Consider the following 16,155-nt stretch of genomic DNA (forward strand, 5'->3'; position numbering starts at 1 on the left):
ATTGTCCCCTGTGCAATACAGAGTTCAATCCTTAGTAGCTGCTTAATATATTTGTCTAATTTTTTGGGTTCAGTTCAATTGGGGCAGTCTTTTTTTTAACACATTAACTGGGATGAATTTATGCTTATAATGAATGAGGATGGAGAATAGCTTAATGATGTTTAAAACTGAATTTCTCATATTATTTGTCGAAAAATAGAGGTATTTGTTAACTTTGTGTATAATTACAATCATATCGAATACAAATAAAGGAGATTATTATGGGAGTGTATTGGGGTACAAAAAGACATTCTTGGCTTAGTTATGTCTCATTTTGGCTAAGTATTTCATTTTTTGTGGTGTTTCTAATTGAAGTGTTTATTTTAAAAACACTTTCGGATAGCTCGGTGCAAATTGTTAAATATTTTTATTTTATACTCGTACCAGTAAACATCCTTCTTAGTTTAAAGTTACTTTTTAAGAAGAATGAAAAGAAAGCATTACCCATTTTTAGTTTAATTGTCTCAATATTATTTACAATTTTAATTATAGTATTAGCAATAGCAGCTACAGGGAAATTTATTTAGGGAGAGTGATATATCACTCTCCTTTTTTTGTTGTGAGTAAATAAAAAATAGGTGTTGAATAAAACTTACAGTAGAATAGTAAGTAACGGACTAAGAAACATAATAATGAAGATAGAATAAGTATTTTGTAAGTACTAATGAAGCAAATGAATACGGTAAGAACGGTGATATATGGTACAATGACTATGGATAGTGATAGAGATAAAGGGTATATAAAATACTCATCGTTTTTTAGTAAGAGAGGGGTTATCTTATGCTATACGAGGATTTGATGACATTATTTCAAGCAGCTCCAAAAAAAGATAGAGGTGGCTGGAAATATATAATCCAAGAACAAAATGATAAATATGAAATTGTTGATGAAATGTTGAAAAATCAAATGAGTATTGAATTGTATTTTAATGAATATGATGAGGTGAAAATCACTTTATATAAAGATGGAATTCCTATTTCTACTATGCAAAGAATTGCTATTTCAAAAGTTGAATTAGACGAGGATGAAGAAGGGATTCAATTCGTTTTAGAGCGCATGCCTAGTCGAATGATTCGATTGCAATTAAAGCCATATTTGGCATTGGAAATGGGACCGTACTGGGAAATATGTGATGATTGTGAATGAACATAAAGAAAGCATCCAATAAAATGGATGCTTTCTTTATGTTTTTTGAAGTTGTTTAAAAGCAATGATTGGAAGTAGAACGATACTTACCCATCCGATGATTGGATATAGAATGTGGAGTAGTTCACTGTAACCGATGTAACTAAAGCAATAACTAATTAGTAAAATGAAGAAAATAATATTGTTACTTTTCCACCCAGTGATAGATTGCATTTGTTTTGTCATCCCGAACACATTACCAACTAATGTTGTAAACACTTCACCGAAAATAATAAGAACAAAGAAAAAGTGAAAAGTTGCATTAAATCTTCTTATGACTTCAGCCATTGGAATATTGTATTGATAAAATTGGTCGACCGACAAGATAGCTAAATGGCTGCATAATAAAATTAAAGAAAGTCCTGCACCACCTAAAATTCCACCCCACAAAATGGCTTTTCGATCCTTTACTTCACCGGCTAACGGGACGAGAACGCTTTGGGCGAGAGATAGATTTAAAGCGACATATGTAATAGGGCTAGTAATCCACTTCATATTCCAGCTCTCTGCAGGAATTGTATTACTAATAGGTGTTGTACTGTGGAAAAAGGTTGTAATAGCAAGTCCTATAATAAATATCATCATAATAGGTACGACAAGTGTATTTACTTCAAAAACACCTTGTAATCCGCGGCTACCTATAATGAGACAGGCGATAACTGTAATGAGAATACCGAGTTGTCTTGGTAAACGAAGTTGCTCTTCAAATACCGCCCCAGCCCCTGATAGCATAACGCTCGTCACACCAAATAATACGAGTAGTAATAATGTATTTACAACATTTCCGAATACATCCCCAAATAAATATTTGTTAAAATCTTGCGCTGAAAATGCCCCGATTTGTGATGAAAGTAACATCATCTTTGTGCCGAGCCAAATAAAAAAAAATCCACTTACACATATGCCAATTGTTCCGTATAATCCGTTCACTGTAAAAAATTCAACAATTTCTCGTCCAGTAGCAAATCCAGCTCCAACGACAGTTCCGATATAAGTAGCAGCAACTTTCTTTGCTACTTGCCATTGTTGATTGTCCATGTTATCCCTCTTTCTTCTATGATGAGCTTGACTTACTATAATGCATATGTAGCAGCTTGGACGATTAGACATATGAAGTAGTTGAAAAAATACATGAATTGTATGATATTAGGGAAATATTAAAGGTGTTAAAACTTTGTTACATATGAGCCAATCATTCGAAAGGGTAGGAAATGTATGGTAAAATGTAATTAGGTTATTAAAAGATAAGCATTACAAAACGATAAGAGGAGTGGATTGTATGAGTACGAATACAAATGTTGTTGAAGTATTAAACAAGCAGGTAGCAAACTGGAATGTGTTATATGTGAAACTACATAATTATCACTGGTATGTGACAGGACCACACTTCTTTACATTACATGAGAAATTTGAAGAGTTTTATAATGAAGCAGGGACGTATATTGATGAGTTAGCAGAACGCATTTTAGCGTTAGAAGGTAAACCGTTAGCGACAATGAAAGAATATCTTGCAACATCTAGTGTCAGTGAGGGGACAAGCAAGGAATCAGCTGAGGAAATGGTGCAAACTTTAGTGAATGATTACTCTGCACTTATTCAAGAATTAAAAGAAGGTATGGAAGTTGCTGGTGAAGCTGGCGATGAAACATCAGCTGATATGTTACTAGCAATTCACACGACATTAGAACAGCATGTATGGATGCTAAGTGCATTCTTAAAATAACGATAAATATATTTTGGAAAATCCATTGAAAAATTTTTTCAATGGATTTTTTTGTGATTTTTCAGTTTTCTTTTATGCTATAATATAGTAAAAGGGAGGCGATGCAATGTTTCGCTTTTTCAGAACTGGAAAAGAAGAACGGGAAATTACGAAAGATGAATTAGAACAAGCGATGGCTAAGTTTCTAGAGACAAATGCTAATATCGTATATACAGTATTAGTAAATGATGATTATACAGTAAATTATGATTTGTTAAAGCCGTATTTACCTGTATTTCCGACAAATGTTTTTCTTATTACGAAGGAAACGCTTGAGGTATTTGAACATACAGAAGAAAATTTAAACCTAGTTAAAGAAATTGATATCGTACAAAAGGCAGTAGATCAATATGTAACAGAAAAAGAAATGTTTCCAATTGTTGAGGGTAGTGAAGATCGCCTTATATGCGGAATGAAGCTAGGGCCGTACTTAAATCGTCTATTAAAAAGAGACTTATATATTTCAGAAAAACATTATTTAGTTTCAAGTAAACCGGATAGAAAAAAACAAAAGAGCGGGTAGATGTAAAAAACAACAATAATATATTGTTGTCTTTTTTTGTTTAAAAATATATTGACTATTCTGTCTATTTAGTTTTATACTACACGTATTGGATAGGAAGAGGTGATGTATTATGTGTATACATACAGTAATTATTAAATATCATTCTGAGGATCAAGTATGGTTAGGTTGAGTTATTCAATATAACAATGTACATACCATGATCAAAGGATGGTATACAAGTTCGAGAAATAAATATTATAAACGGTTTCGGGGGATTGGTATATGAAAAATAGTATGACTTACATCCAGTTATTAAATGAAACGTTACGTTGTTATGCAAATAAAGGAAGTTTTGAAGCGTATACGTATATAATGGAACATGCTAAAGGTGTAATAGGTAATGAGGCACAAATATATAATTTTAAATATGCACTAGCAAGTGCAGCAGGACTTGAAGAAGAAGCATTGCATGTAATGAAGGAAGCTATTATAGAGAATGGATTTTGGTATGGAAATGAATATTTAATTTCCGACGACGATTTAAAACCACTACATAAGTTTGAAGAGTTTCATAAAATGGTTCAGTTATGTAAAGCAAGAGAAGAAGTAGCAAAGAAAACAGAACGAGCAGATGTGAAATATATTTACAGCGAGGAAAAGGGAAATCTACTAGTTACAATGCATGGTGATCAAGAAAATATAGGAATAATAGAACCATATTGGAAATCAGTTATTACACAAGATTATACGTTAGCGTTACCACAGTCTTCGCAAATTCAATTTTCAGATGGGTTTGTTTGGGATGATATACATAGAGGGAAAGAAGAATTAAAAGAGCATTACGATAAATTTATAGAGAATCATACAGTAGAAAATGTAATAATAGGTGGTTTTTCTGCTGGAGCAAGAGTAGCTTTACTTACGATTTTACAAAAAGATATAGATGTAGATGGTTTTATTTTTATGGCACCGTGGCTTCCAGAGATTGAAGAATGGAATGAGTTGCTGGAAGTGCTACAGGATAAACATATAAAGGGATATATAGTATGCGGGGATCAAGATGAAGATTGTTTCGAATGCACGCAGCAATTTGTACGATTATTAAGAGATAAGAATATAGAACATAAGTATAAAATTGTGCCTAACTTAAATCATGATTATCCTAATCATTTTGATGAGTTATTAAAAGAAGCTATTGAATATATAGGAAGTAAAAACAATAAGTAGTAAGAAAGGGAGATACATCGTCGTTGATGTATCTCCCTTTTACAATTATAAATTAAAAGCATTTGCTAGTAAGCGATAAGAATTTAATTTATGTTCAAATTGATGAGTAATCGTGACAACCATAAATTCGTCAGTATTGTACGCTTTACTTAAATTTACTATTTTTTCTTTCACAGAAGTCGGATCACCTACGATCATACGTTGACGATTTTCTTTTATACGGAATAAATCATACGCGCTGTATGAATAATTTTGAGCAGTTTCGATAGAAGGTGTACCAGTTGTACGTTTTCCTTGCTCTAGTAATAAGATTGATAAATCTAAACTAGAAGCAATTTTTTCTGCCTCTTCATTTGTTTCTCCGCAAATAACAAAAATCGCGACAATTGATTTTGGTTTATCTCCTAAATAGGAAGGTTGAAATTGTTCCTGGTAAGCCCTCATAACTTCTGGGCCTCCGAAGCCATTAATAAATTGTGCAAATGCAAAAGAAGCTCCGTTGTGCGCCGCAATTTTAGCGCTCTCTCCGCTAGAACCGAGCATCCACATTTCAGGTGATGTTGGAATAACTGGAGTAGCCTTTAAATTTGCATAATGATGATTTTCTGGTACTTGATCATGTAAATACATTGCAACATCTGCAACTTGTTCTGGGTATTGATCAAGTGAGACCATTTTTCCTTCTTGTAGTGCGCGAGTTGCTATTGGCATACCACCAGGTGCTCTACCAACACCAAGGTCGATGCGGTTTGGATAAAGTGCTTCTAAAACACGGAAATTCTCGGCAACTTTATATGGGCTATAATGCGGCAACATAACACCACCCGAACCAACTCTCATATGTCCTGTTTTCGCTGCAATATGAGAAATAAGTATTTCTGGACTTGAACCAGCTAAGCTTACGGAATTATGATGCTCAGATACCCAAAAACGTGTGAATCCGAGTTTTTCCACTTCTTGTGCAAGCGTAACTGTATGTGAAATAGCTTGGATTGCTGTGCTACCATCTGAAACAGGTGATTGGTCTAATACACTTAATTTGATCATAGAATATACCTCTCAATCTTAATGTACATCCTATTATATATTTACTTACGAAAAATGCGTAATGAAATGCTCAAAATGAAAAGCGGATCATTTTATATCCGCTTTTAACGAGAAAATCCCCGTTCATAATGATTCATTTCGACTAAGTTTAAAATATATTCATAGTTGTCAATTTCACATTTTAGCTGTTCACGTTCTTTTTCAGATAGTCTCTTATTGCTAAGTTTTTTACATAAGTTTTGTTTCTTTAATTCTAGATGTTTTTTTGTAGCGTGGTAATCATAAGTCTGTTTCATTTTCAACCACTCCTTCGTTGCAGTTGCTATATTATACGAAGCATAAAGAAATGTGAGATCTGTCTCTTATGTACTTTTAGTGAATATTCAAATTGCAATGGTGTTATGTTTATAGGGATTTATGAATAAAATGCACTAAACCACTAATGCGCATTTTATCCCGCATTAACGGGCAGTAAAACTCCCACCTCAAAATTCGGCTGGAGCAATGAAGTTAGGTGGGAGATTAACTGCCCATAAAAGCCCGATTGGTTCAACTAATAATCAGTGGGGGAAGAACACCCACTGATTATAGTTTCACTTTATGAAGTAAGGGGTGGAATTGTGCAGAAAGATTTAATGTATAACACTGAGATGGATGAAACGTTACAAGTTATAAATAAGGGATTGAATAAGACGACACGTCCGAAACAAATTATTGTAGTAGGGGCAGGCATGGCTGGATTAGTTTCGGCATCTTTATTAAAGGCTGCAGGACATGAAGTGAAGGTTTTTGAAGCAAACAATCGTGTAGGCGGCCGCATAGAGACAGTTAGAATGGAAGATACCGGATTATATTTAGATGTTGGGGCAATGAGAATTCCATATTCGCACACGTTAACGATGGCATATATAAGAAAGTTTGGGTTACAGGTGAGTCCTTTTATTAATAGGAATGAGACAGATATCATCTACGTAAATGGTCGGAAAACGACATTAAAACAATACGAAAAAGATCCAAGTATTTTAAGATATCCTGTGGAAATGAATGAAGTTGGGAAAACGTCTGAGGAACTATTATTGTTAGCGGTACAGCCCATTATAAATTTTATAAAAAAGAATCCAGAGAAAAATTGGGATGTTGTAGTAAAGGATTTTGGAAGATACTCTACAGGACAATTTTTAAAGTACCATCCTTATCAATATAATACGTATTTTTCACCAATAACGATTGAGATGATTGGTGTTTTATTAGATTTAGAAGGTTTTTTAGAAAGGTCATTCGTTGAGACGTTACGTTTTTTATACATTATGCAAGAGGAGAGCGGATTTTGTGAAATAATAGGTGGAAACGATAGATTACCAAAATCTTTTTTACCGCAATTAGAAGAAAATATTATTTATAATCAAAAATTAATGAAGCTACATCAACACGATAACGGTGTGACGGCTTTCTATCGAAACGAGGAAACTTTTGAATATAGTAGTATTACAGGGGATTTAGTTATTGTTACAATTCCGTTTTCGACAATGCGTTTTGTGGAAGTAGATCCATTTGACTCTATATCTCATGAAAAGTGGAAAGCAATTCGTGAATTGCATTATATGCCTGCGACGAAAATAGGCATTCAATTTAAAAGTCGATTTTGGGAAGAACAAGGGCAATTAGGTGGCAGAATTATAACAGATTTGCCAATTCGTTACGCCTATTATCCAAGCTATGGAATTGGACAGAAAGGAGCTGCTATGATGTTAGGAAGCTATACATGGTCTTATGATGCGTTACTATGGGATGGGTTATCGAAGGGGGATCGTATTTATTACACATTACACAACTTAGCAACGATATTAGGTGGTCAAGTATATGATGAATTCATGTCTGGAATATCAAAAAGTTGGACATTGGATCCATATGCACTTGGAGGATTTGCTCTTTTTCAAGCTGGTCAAGAATCTGAGCTACAACCAGTGATTGTAAAACCAGAGGGGAAAATATTCTTTGCTGGAGATCATACAACGTTATATCACGGATGGATTCAAGGTGCGATTGAGTCTGGAGTTCGTGTAGCGGTGGAAGTGAACGAATAAAACATTTAAAATTCAGAAATTTCTTTACTGTACAACTTGAGATGGATATTATTATATATAAAAGAATTATAGGGAGTGTTTACAGTGAATCCGTTATTATTTGATTTTCCTTCTGAATTTTATACTGACAGGCTTTTTATTCGAATGCCGAAACCAGGCGATGGTAAAGTTGTATATGACGCAATTCAAGCTTCAATACAAGAATTAAAACCTTGGATGGTTTTTGCACAGAAAGAGCAAACAGAGGAAGAAGTAGAAGAAAGTATTAGAAAATCACATATTCAATTTTTGCAACGTGAGGATTTAAGATTACTAGTATTTTCGAAAGAAACAGGTGAATTTATTGCATCTGCCGGATTACATCGTATTAATTGGGATATACCTCAATTTGAAATCGGATATTGGATTGATTCGAGATTTAGTGGAAAAGGCTATATGGTAGAGGCTGCGAAAGGTATAACGGATTATGCTTTTTCTGAACTGAAAGCAAACCGCGTAGAAATTCGTTGTGATGCTCTAAATAAAAAGAGTAGAGCGATACCTGAGAAATTAGGTTTTAAATTAGAGGGTATTTTAGAAAGTGCGAGTGTTGCGGTAGATGAAAATGGATTAAGGGATATGTGTGTATTTGCAATGACGAGAAATACATATGAAAAAGAAGAGCTGTAAAGAAACAGCTCTTCTTTTTCATATTATGGTACAGGATGACCGTTAGAGCTTTCAAAAATTGTAAACCATTGTTGACGATCTAAGTTAACTTTTGTAGCAAGAGCGGCCGTTTTTACACGATCTAATTTCCCAGAGCCAACGATTGGCATCATGTTAGCTGGATGAGCAAGCAGCCATGCATACATAATCGTATCGATGCTAGTAACACCTAGCTCATTAGCAACTTTTTGTACAGTTTCACGTACACGTACAGCACGTTCAGTTTGACCGGTAAAGATTTCGCCACCAGCAAGAGGTGACCAAATCATTGGATTGATTCGTTTTTCTTGGCATAAATTAATCGTACCTTTTTCAAAGTGCTCAAGCTGCAGCGCAGATACTTCGATTTGATTTGTAATGAGCGGGAAATCTAAATATGAACTTAACATATGAAATTGTGAAGGTAAAAAGTTAGATACACCGAAGTGACGAACCTTTCCTTCTTGCTTTAAGCGTGAGAACGCTTCTGCCAATTCATTTGGATCCATAAATGGATCAGGACGATGGATGAGTAATACATCAATATAATCTGTATGTAAGTTTTGTAATGAATCCTCCGCACTCTTTATGATATGTTCAGCATTCGTATTGTAGTGAGCAACATATCGCTCTGGAAATTTCGGTGATGGGGGAGCGATTCCACACTTGGTAACAATTTGCATGTTTTCTCGTAAGGAAGGCTTTAGTTGTAAAGCTTCTCCAAACAGCCCTTCACACGTATATCCACCATAAATATCAGCGTGATCGAAAGTAGTAATCCCCATATCCATACATTCTTCAATGAAAGAAAGTAACTCTTGTTTCGTCATATTCCATTCTGCTAAACGCCAAAATCCTTGAATAATACGAGAAAATTCTAGTGTTTCGGCCATTTGAACTCGTTCCATTATAAGTACCTCCTTGATGAATGATTATTATTTTGAAAAGGCTTTCTTACTACATATTATTATATAGTTTGAGGAGCGTACAAACAATAAATATGTTTTGCTACAAAAACGATTTTCTCTATATGCTATAATGTAGACATATATAGCTATAAGGAGATGTAAGGGATGATTCCAGTAACAATATTAACTGGTTTTCTTGGATCAGGGAAAACGACTTTATTAAATCGTATTTTATCAGAAAATCACGGTAAGAAATTAGCGGTGATTGTAAATGAAATAGGACAAATTGGTATCGATAATCAGTTGATTATGAATGTTGAAGAAGAAATTATGGAAATGACTAACGGTTGTCTATGCTGTACTGTACGTGAAGATTTACTCGTTGCGTTAAAACAATTACTGGACGTAAAAGCAGAAGGGAAAATGGACTTTGAAGGCTTAGTAATTGAAACAACAGGTCTTGCAAATCCAGGCCCGATTATTCAAACATTCTTTTTAGATCCTGTTATTCAATCTGCATACCAAATTAATGGCGTTGTAACGGTAGTAGATAGTTACCATATACATAAACATTTTGAAAAGGGACTAGAAGCAAAGGAACAAATTGCATTTGCTGATGTAGTGTTGGTGAATAAATTAGATTTAATTGAAGAAAGTGAAAAGGAAAATCTTTTGCATGAACTGCAAGGTATTAACCCCACTGCAAAGCTAATCGAGGCAACTAACTGTGAGGTAGATATACCATCATTATTACAAATTCAAACGTTTAAAACGAAAGATACGTTACAAATTTATCCTCATAAAGAGCAGAATCATTTAGAAGGTGTAAAATCATTTGTACTACGTGAAGAGCGTCCGTTAGATTTACAAAAACTAAATGAGTGGATGTCAGCTGTCGTGCAAGAGCTAGGGGAGTATTTATATCGTTATAAAGGGATTTTATCTATCGATGGAGTAGATAAACGTATCGTGTTCCAAGGTGTACATACATTATTTGCTGCTTCGTATGATAGAGAGTGGCAAGAGGGTGAAAAGCGAGTAAGTGAAGTCGTATTTATCGGTAAAGATATTAATAAAGAATGGTTCCAAGAACATTTTGGGGAGTGTGTGAAATAAGTCTGCGTCAACTGCAGGCTTATTTTTTTATGAGCATTCTATTGAGATTGTACTAGATTTCAATAACGAAACACATAAGGGAAAGAAACGGAAAATAGAAAATAACATTGATAAATATATAATAAAAAGCCTGTTTTCACAGGCTTGTGTTTTCGTTTATTAGTAACTCCATTACAACACCTACAACTGGACCCTCATCATCAATATCCCCGTTTAAATGGAAACCAAATGATTCATATAGGCCCATGGCAAGTTTGTTGTCCGGATGTAAACTTAAGTAAATTATTTTACATGTAAATTGTTGTTGTAAAAATTGAATGAGTAAGCGGAGGAAACGTTTTGCGTATCCTTTTCCTTGATGTTGTTGGTCAATCATAAAACGATCTAACCAGATGCTTTCGTGTTTTTTTGAATACCAACCGTACATTGCGTATCCAACAAGTGTTTCTCCATCATATAAACCTACTGACGTCCCGTTTCCTTCATATAATGATTCTGCTAAAGAAAACGCATTACTTTCAATAAATTGCTGCTGGTTTTTTGCGACGTTTAAAGCAGCTACTGAACGCCAATTTTTTGCTGTTACTTCACAAATGTGAAGATTCATAATTCCAACTCACCTTCTAAAAGAGTATAGCTTAAAGCTAATATGGATAATTTTACTTGTTATTTTGGTCAAGTCAAGGATACATACATAAAAAGGCAGCTGAACAATAGATTCAGCTGCTTAGAAAATATAGTAAATTAGTTTGTTGCTTCTTTCAATGTGTTTACGTTTTCTTCCATTAAAGTAAAGTAATCTTTATTGTTTTTCGCATCATCTTCAGAAATAGTAGCAAGGTGATTTAAGCGTAAAACTGTTGTACCAGTTTCTTTTTGAATAACTGATGCGACTTTTGGCGTAGAGAAAGTTTCAAATAAAATATATTTTAGACCGTGTTCTTTTACTGTTTTTGTAATGTCAGCAAGCTCTTTTTGAGATGGCTCATCAGAAGCTGAAATTCCGGCGATAGGAATCTGTTTTAAACCATAGCGTTGTTCCCAATAACCATAAGCAGCATGAGAAACTAAAATTTCTTTCGTTTTCGCATTTGCTACAGCAGCTTTAAATTGATCGTCTAAATCGGTAAATTTAGTTTGAAGTGCTGCAAAGTTTTTCTCGAATTCTTGTTTATGGTCAGGTTGTAATTCCACAAGAGCATTTTTGATTTTTTCAGCTTGTTTCATCGCAAGAGTAGGGTCTATCCAAACATGCGGGTCTTTATCATGATGGTGATCATCTTCTTTATGACCATCTCCGTGATCGTGATGTTCTTCTTCAGAAGAAGCACGAAGTTTAATTCCTTTTGATGCATTTACAATTTTAACATTTTCTTTTTGTAATGTTTTTTCCATCTTCTCAGCAAATGGTTCTAATTCAGCACCGTTATAAACGAATAAATCGGCTTTTGCAACTTGTACTGTTTGTTTTTGACTCGGTTCAAATGTATGTGAATCGGCACCAGGAGGGTAAATTGCTTCTACTGTTACATAGTCGCCACCAATTTTTTTTGCGAAATCTGCAAGAGGGAAGATAGTTGTATAAACAGTTAGCTTTCTATCTTTCTTGGCAGTACCTTCTTTTTTATTTGAGCAGCCAGTAAAAATTAAAGTGAAAATAAGTAAGAATGAAAATATAGTCAATCTTTTAGGCATGAAGTTCTCCTCTTTTCTTTTTTTACGGATATATCTTCAATTATAGAAGAAAAATATCATTTTAATACAAAACGGAATAATTACGTTTTAGTTTGCGAACTTAGTATAATACATCTTTCATAAAGTTGCAATAAATAATAATCATTACGATTTGATTTTGTTATAAAGTTGTCAAATATAGATGTATTATTTTTGTGAATGCATGCATATGTGACAACGCTGCTTTCATATATTTGAAAGGAAGGTGAAGAGGGGGATGAGCGCTTGGGATATTTAATGGAAGCTATCTTATTGATATTAGCGGTAGTATTGCCATTATCTTTCGTTTTAATCTTTTTAAGACGCTTAATAAGTAATTTAGGGAATGCATCAACGATAACGAAATTACCAGAGAAAGAAAAGAAAAAAGAGTAAGTAAAGCACTATGCATACGCATAGTGCTTTACTTATGGTAAAATAAAAAGAAGGAAACTCCTAAAAGTTGCATGTCACTGAAGGAGAGAAAAGTAAAATAAGAGGTATATGCATATATGAATAAGCGAACAGCGTTAGTACTTGGTGCAAGTGGTTTAGTTGGACAAGAGATAACGCGTCTATTACTTGAATCAGATTACTACGATTCGGTTACTATTTTTGTAAGAGAACCAATGCAATGGCAACATGAGAAGTTACAGCAGAAGAAAGTAGATTATTCGGCATTAGAAGAATATAAAGAATTTTTTGCAGTAGATGATGTTTTTAGTTGTCTAGGAACAACAATAAAAAAAGCAAAAACAAAGGCGAATTTCAAAAAAGTAGATTATGAATATACGTTACGAGCTGCTTGTTTAGCTGAAAAGCAAGGGGTGCAAAACTTCCTTGTTGTGTCTTCGATGGGAGCAAATCCTAAATCATTTTTCTTTTATTCACAAGTAAAAGGGAAAATGGAAGAGGAATTGCAAAAGTTAGTGATTGGTGGTATTCATATTTTTAGGCCGTCTTTATTAGTTGGAAATCGACAAGAGTTTCGTTTTGGTGAACGAATGGCTGAAAAGTTAACTCGAATTATTCCTTTTATATTTAAAGGGGCTTTCAAAAAGTATAAACCAATTTCAGCTAAAGATATGGCGAAAGGGATGTATATAACTGCGCTGCGAGAAGAATCTGGTCTCCACATTTATAATTCAAATGAAATTACAACGATAGAATAAATAAAACCGAGAAGAATGGCTTCTCGGTTTTATTTATTCATATTGATTTTCCCAGGAGCCCGCTTATATTGATACGGTTCTTGCAATTCAAAACCAAGTTCATTTGCGGCTATTCTTGGGAAGTACGGATTGCGAAGTAACTCACGTCCGATAAAAATTAAATCTGCTTCGTTAGTATTTAATATTTGCTCTGCCTGTGGCCCAGTCGTAATCAATCCAACTGCCCCAGTTGCAATGTTAGCATGTTCTTTAATATGTTTAGCATATTGTACTTGGTAACCAGGATAAACATCAATATGTGTCGGTACAACTGCACCAGAACTACAATCGATTAAATCTACTCCTTGTTCTTTCATCCATTTTGAATACCGAACGTAATCTTGAACGGTTAGCCCGTCAGGATGATAATCATTTGCTGAAATACGAACAAATAACGGTCCGTCCCAAACTTCATTTATAGATTCGATGATTTCACGTAAGAAACGATAGCGGTTTTCAGATGAACCGCCATATTCATCCGTTCGTTTATTGGAAAGTGGAGAAAGAAATTCGTTAATTAGATAACCGTGAGCGCCATGTATTTCAATAACGTCAAATCCAGCTTGTTTTGAACGCAGTGCAGCCTTTTGAAAAGCTAGTGCGGTGTCTTTAATTTGCTCTTTACTCATTTCCAGTGGTATTTTCATTGTTTCATTAAATGGAATTGCTGAAGGTGCTAACGCATCTGTTTCTAACTCAGCTTTTCTTCCGGCGTGAGCGAGTTGAATGGCAGCTTTTGCACCATTATCATGTATAAAAGTTGTCGCTGTATGTAATCCTTCAATTAGACTGTCGTCCCAAATACCTAAATCTTTGTTAGAAATGCGACCTTCAGGTAACACAGCTGTTGCTTCAATCATAACTAAACCGACTTGACCGGCAGCCCTAGTTCCATAATGAACGAGGTGGAAATTCGTTACTTTTCCATCCTCATTTTCCGAAGAATACATACACATAGGCGACATGACGATACGGTTTTTTAGTATAACATCCTTAATTGTGTAGGGTGAAAAAAGTTTGGAATGCATCAAACAGCCTCCTTGATTGAATTTTCTTATATTTTACCATTCTCTTTTTTGTTTCTCTAATAAAACGCTTATACGAAAAATTTTGTCTATTCGTGTTACAATGACTAAGTATGAACTGAATTGGAGGATGACATATGTACCAGGCTTATTATAAAAGTGAATTAGGTTTGCTAGAAATTACAGCGAACGAAGAAGGAATTACGTCTGTTATATTTGTTGATGAACGACAAGAAGAAAATACAAATGAAATGATAGATCAATGTATAAATGAGCTAGATGAATATTTTAAAGGAAAAAGAAAAGAGTTTACTGTACCACTGTCTGCAGAGGGAACGTCATTTCAAAAAAATGTATGGGATGCGCTCTACACTATTCCTTATGGCGTAAGTGCTTCATATTTAGATATTGCGGAGAAGGTTGGTAATACGAAAGCTGTACGAGCAATAGGAGGAGCAAACAGTCGTAATCCCATTTCAATTATCGTTCCGTGTCACCGTGTAATAGGAAAGAGTGGAAAGCTTGTAGGGTATGCGGGTGGTTTATGGAGGAAAGAGTGGCTGTTAAAACACGAAGGTATTTTGAAATGAAGTATGAATGGAAAGAGGGATTGTTTTGGAATGTATAAATTGTGGGCAACCTTGTGCGAATGAACAGTTAAATTGTGCAAACTGTCAGCAAAAACTGCATAATAAACAAGGTGAAGGAAGCTCGCTAATAGACAAAGAATTAGAAGAATATGTAGGGAGACAATATCCGTACTACAAAAAAAAATGGGAGCTTGAAAATAAGCGAATTGCAAAATGGAGCTGGAATGGTTGGGCTGCTATTTTTAATGTAGGTTGGCTTGGCTATCGTAAGTATTATTTACCTGCTGCACTATTTATACTGTTATTAGTAGTGTGTGATGCGTTTTCATATTATATGGGCTTCAACGTAGCATTGCCAATCATTAATATGGTGCCTCTTACGTTTTTATTACTCGTTTTTATCTTATTCGGGCTAGGGATTTTTGCGAATGGATTATATTATCAATTTGCAGAAAGACGTATATACCGCATAAAGGCACGTGAAATTAAAGATGAATCGGTTGAAAATTATCTCATTCGTGATAGTGGAGGAACGAGTAAAGTGGGAGCAACGATCGTTACAATGTTAGCAGTTGCTAGTATTTTGCTCAGTCATTTCTTTTTCCCAACTGATCGGGATATTATTCAAAAAGTTCGTACAAGCTCGCTTTATGAATATCCAGTCTTTTCAATTGGTGAATCGTTCGAAAATTATTTTCAAAATTCAGGATGGATATACTATCGTGGAACGGAAGGATTAGAATTAGTAGAATTTCAGGGGGAGAGTCCTGAGATGCCAAGGAAAAAGGTGACAATTCAATTTATTGTTGATTATAAATTGGGAGAAGTGGAACCATATTCACTTACGATTAACGGTGAATCTAAAAATGAAGAAGAGTTTTTGAAAATAATGGAGGAAATATTTAAAGTTCAAAATCCATTTGATATAGAGGATGGCTTACAAGTAAATGCTATTCAACAAAGCGGAGGGAAAGCAATTTCTGACCGCTTTTTTTCTTTTTATGAAAATAAATATTTAAAATAATCAGAATCTTTTGTATAATAAAATATATTATA

The 16,155-nt window shown here is 34.4% G+C and carries 19 protein-coding genes; 12 read left to right on the forward strand and 7 right to left on the reverse strand.

All coding sequences use genetic code 11. The annotated features are described in order from the left end of the window. The first annotated feature begins 260 nt into the window (after positions 1–260). Both JDS92_RS01035 and JDS92_RS01040 read left to right on the forward strand, forming a co-directional pair. Positions 261–566 carry a hypothetical protein gene (locus JDS92_RS01035; protein ID WP_199631372.1) on the forward strand — a complete coding sequence of 102 codons (306 nt, stop codon included), beginning with the start codon at positions 261–263 and terminating at the stop codon, positions 564–566. Between the two features lie 253 nt (positions 567–819). Continuing rightward, entirely contained in the window at positions 820–1,185 is a 366-nt protein-coding gene (locus JDS92_RS01040; RefSeq protein WP_000965090.1) for a DUF3979 family protein, read from the forward strand. Positions 1,186–1,221: 36 nt separating this feature from the next. On the opposite strand, the gene JDS92_RS01045 is transcribed toward JDS92_RS01040, so the two are convergent. Then, the gene (locus JDS92_RS01045; protein WP_000370197.1) at positions 1,222–2,262 is read right to left on the reverse strand and encodes a YkvI family membrane protein; all 1,041 of its coding nucleotides are present in this window, start codon (positions 2,260–2,262) and stop codon (positions 1,222–1,224) included. 241 nt (positions 2,263–2,503) lie between these two features. On the opposite strand from JDS92_RS01045, the gene JDS92_RS01050 reads away from it, so the two are divergent. From JDS92_RS01050 to JDS92_RS01060, 3 genes are all read left to right on the forward strand, one after another. Beyond that, the gene (locus JDS92_RS01050) at positions 2,504–2,947 is read left to right on the forward strand and encodes a Dps family protein (RefSeq protein ID WP_000106367.1); all 444 of its coding nucleotides are present in this window, start codon (positions 2,504–2,506) and stop codon (positions 2,945–2,947) included. A 106-nt stretch (positions 2,948–3,053) separates the two neighbouring features. Beyond that, complete coding sequence (locus JDS92_RS01055) at positions 3,054–3,509, forward strand: DUF3939 domain-containing protein (protein ID WP_000488204.1); 456 nt, start codon at positions 3,054–3,056, stop codon at positions 3,507–3,509. A 264-nt stretch (positions 3,510–3,773) separates the two neighbouring features. After that, a complete protein-coding gene (locus JDS92_RS01060) occupies positions 3,774–4,718 on the forward strand; it encodes an alpha/beta hydrolase (protein ID WP_199631373.1) in 945 nt (314 codons plus the stop codon). Between the two features lie 45 nt (positions 4,719–4,763). Here JDS92_RS01060 and JDS92_RS01065 read toward each other — a convergent pair whose 3' ends face one another. Together JDS92_RS01065 and JDS92_RS01070 are read right to left on the reverse strand one after the other, a co-directional pair. After that, positions 4,764–5,765: an LLM class flavin-dependent oxidoreductase gene (locus tag JDS92_RS01065; protein WP_199631374.1), complete on the reverse strand. Its 1,002-nt coding sequence runs from the start codon at positions 5,763–5,765 to the stop codon at positions 4,764–4,766. Positions 5,766–5,869: 104 nt separating this feature from the next. Further along, positions 5,870–6,061: a DUF3896 family protein gene (locus tag JDS92_RS01070; RefSeq protein ID WP_000815495.1), complete on the reverse strand. Its 192-nt coding sequence runs from the start codon at positions 6,059–6,061 to the stop codon at positions 5,870–5,872. 324 nt (positions 6,062–6,385) lie between these two features. Between JDS92_RS01070 and JDS92_RS01075 the strand changes: the two genes are divergently transcribed. Beyond that, complete coding sequence (locus JDS92_RS01075; RefSeq protein ID WP_142307072.1) at positions 6,386–7,849, forward strand: flavin monoamine oxidase family protein; 1,464 nt, start codon at positions 6,386–6,388, stop codon at positions 7,847–7,849. An 84-nt stretch (positions 7,850–7,933) separates the two neighbouring features. Beyond that, positions 7,934–8,518: a GNAT family N-acetyltransferase gene (locus JDS92_RS01080; protein ID WP_097959179.1), complete on the forward strand. Its 585-nt coding sequence runs from the start codon at positions 7,934–7,936 to the stop codon at positions 8,516–8,518. A 23-nt stretch (positions 8,519–8,541) separates the two neighbouring features. Here the strand turns inward: JDS92_RS01080 and JDS92_RS01085 are convergent, their stop codons facing one another. Further along, positions 8,542–9,444: an aldo/keto reductase gene (locus JDS92_RS01085; RefSeq protein ID WP_199631375.1), complete on the reverse strand. Its 903-nt coding sequence runs from the start codon at positions 9,442–9,444 to the stop codon at positions 8,542–8,544. Positions 9,445–9,609: 165 nt separating this feature from the next. Here JDS92_RS01085 and JDS92_RS01090 point away from each other — a divergent pair, with 165 nt between their 5' ends. Beyond that, positions 9,610–10,560: a CobW family GTP-binding protein gene (locus JDS92_RS01090; RefSeq protein ID WP_097959183.1), complete on the forward strand. Its 951-nt coding sequence runs from the start codon at positions 9,610–9,612 to the stop codon at positions 10,558–10,560. A gap of 136 nt (positions 10,561–10,696) precedes the next feature. Here the strand turns inward: JDS92_RS01090 and JDS92_RS01095 are convergent, their stop codons facing one another. Then, positions 10,697–11,167, reverse strand: coding sequence for a GNAT family N-acetyltransferase (locus tag JDS92_RS01095; RefSeq protein ID WP_001048672.1), 471 nt, complete (start codon positions 11,165–11,167; stop codon positions 10,697–10,699). 137 nt (positions 11,168–11,304) lie between these two features. Then, on the reverse strand, positions 11,305–12,255 hold the full coding sequence (locus JDS92_RS01100; RefSeq protein WP_199631376.1) for a metal ABC transporter substrate-binding protein: 951 nt from the start codon (positions 12,253–12,255) through the stop codon (positions 11,305–11,307). 264 nt (positions 12,256–12,519) lie between these two features. On the opposite strand from JDS92_RS01100, the gene JDS92_RS01105 reads away from it, so the two are divergent. Both JDS92_RS01105 and JDS92_RS01110 read left to right on the forward strand, forming a co-directional pair. Beyond that, on the forward strand, positions 12,520–12,669 hold the full coding sequence (locus JDS92_RS01105; protein ID WP_000540935.1) for a hypothetical protein: 150 nt from the start codon (positions 12,520–12,522) through the stop codon (positions 12,667–12,669). 116 nt (positions 12,670–12,785) lie between these two features. Then, entirely contained in the window at positions 12,786–13,445 is a 660-nt protein-coding gene (locus JDS92_RS01110) for an oxidoreductase (protein WP_199631377.1), read from the forward strand. Positions 13,446–13,474: 29 nt separating this feature from the next. On the opposite strand, the gene namA is transcribed toward JDS92_RS01110, so the two are convergent. After that, positions 13,475–14,512 (reverse strand): NADPH dehydrogenase NamA, encoded by a 1,038-nt coding sequence (gene namA, locus JDS92_RS01115; RefSeq protein WP_199631378.1) that lies wholly within the window; start codon positions 14,510–14,512, stop codon positions 13,475–13,477. A 134-nt stretch (positions 14,513–14,646) separates the two neighbouring features. On the opposite strand from namA, the gene JDS92_RS01120 reads away from it, so the two are divergent. After that, on the forward strand, positions 14,647–15,099 hold the full coding sequence (locus tag JDS92_RS01120; protein WP_000283917.1) for a methylated-DNA--[protein]-cysteine S-methyltransferase: 453 nt from the start codon (positions 14,647–14,649) through the stop codon (positions 15,097–15,099). A gap of 25 nt (positions 15,100–15,124) precedes the next feature. Then, positions 15,125–16,123, forward strand: a complete 999-nt coding sequence (locus JDS92_RS01125; RefSeq protein WP_106080520.1) for a DUF2628 domain-containing protein — start codon at positions 15,125–15,127, stop codon at positions 16,121–16,123. The last annotated feature ends 32 nt before the right edge of the window (positions 16,124–16,155 follow it).

The sequence above is a fragment of the Bacillus cereus group sp. N12 genome (genome assembly GCF_016483575.1).
GTDB lineage: Bacteria > Bacillota > Bacilli > Bacillales > Bacillaceae_G > Bacillus_A > Bacillus_A toyonensis.

Coding starts and splice junctions, on each gene's coding strand:
- JDS92_RS01035 (WP_199631372.1), top strand. CDS start 261: ATGGGAGTGTATTGGGGTACAAAAAGACATTCTTGGCTTAGTTATGTC.
- JDS92_RS01040 (WP_000965090.1), top strand. CDS start 820: ATGCTATACGAGGATTTGATGACATTATTTCAAGCAGCTCCAAAAAAA.
- JDS92_RS01045 (WP_000370197.1), bottom strand. CDS start 2,262: ATGGACAATCAACAATGGCAAGTAGCAAAGAAAGTTGCTGCTACTTAT.
- JDS92_RS01050 (WP_000106367.1), top strand. CDS start 2,504: ATGAGTACGAATACAAATGTTGTTGAAGTATTAAACAAGCAGGTAGCA.
- JDS92_RS01055 (WP_000488204.1), top strand. CDS start 3,054: ATGTTTCGCTTTTTCAGAACTGGAAAAGAAGAACGGGAAATTACGAAA.
- JDS92_RS01060 (WP_199631373.1), top strand. CDS start 3,774: ATGAAAAATAGTATGACTTACATCCAGTTATTAAATGAAACGTTACGT.
- JDS92_RS01065 (WP_199631374.1), bottom strand. CDS start 5,765: ATGATCAAATTAAGTGTATTAGACCAATCACCTGTTTCAGATGGTAGC.
- JDS92_RS01070 (WP_000815495.1), bottom strand. CDS start 6,061: ATGAAACAGACTTATGATTACCACGCTACAAAAAAACATCTAGAATTA.
- JDS92_RS01085 (WP_199631375.1), bottom strand. CDS start 9,444: ATGGAACGAGTTCAAATGGCCGAAACACTAGAATTTTCTCGTATTATT.
- JDS92_RS01090 (WP_097959183.1), top strand. CDS start 9,610: ATGATTCCAGTAACAATATTAACTGGTTTTCTTGGATCAGGGAAAACG.
- JDS92_RS01095 (WP_001048672.1), bottom strand. CDS start 11,167: ATGAATCTTCACATTTGTGAAGTAACAGCAAAAAATTGGCGTTCAGTA.
- JDS92_RS01100 (WP_199631376.1), bottom strand. CDS start 12,255: ATGCCTAAAAGATTGACTATATTTTCATTCTTACTTATTTTCACTTTA.
- JDS92_RS01110 (WP_199631377.1), top strand. CDS start 12,786: ATGAATAAGCGAACAGCGTTAGTACTTGGTGCAAGTGGTTTAGTTGGA.
- namA (WP_199631378.1), bottom strand. CDS start 14,512: ATGCATTCCAAACTTTTTTCACCCTACACAATTAAGGATGTTATACTA.
- JDS92_RS01120 (WP_000283917.1), top strand. CDS start 14,647: ATGTACCAGGCTTATTATAAAAGTGAATTAGGTTTGCTAGAAATTACA.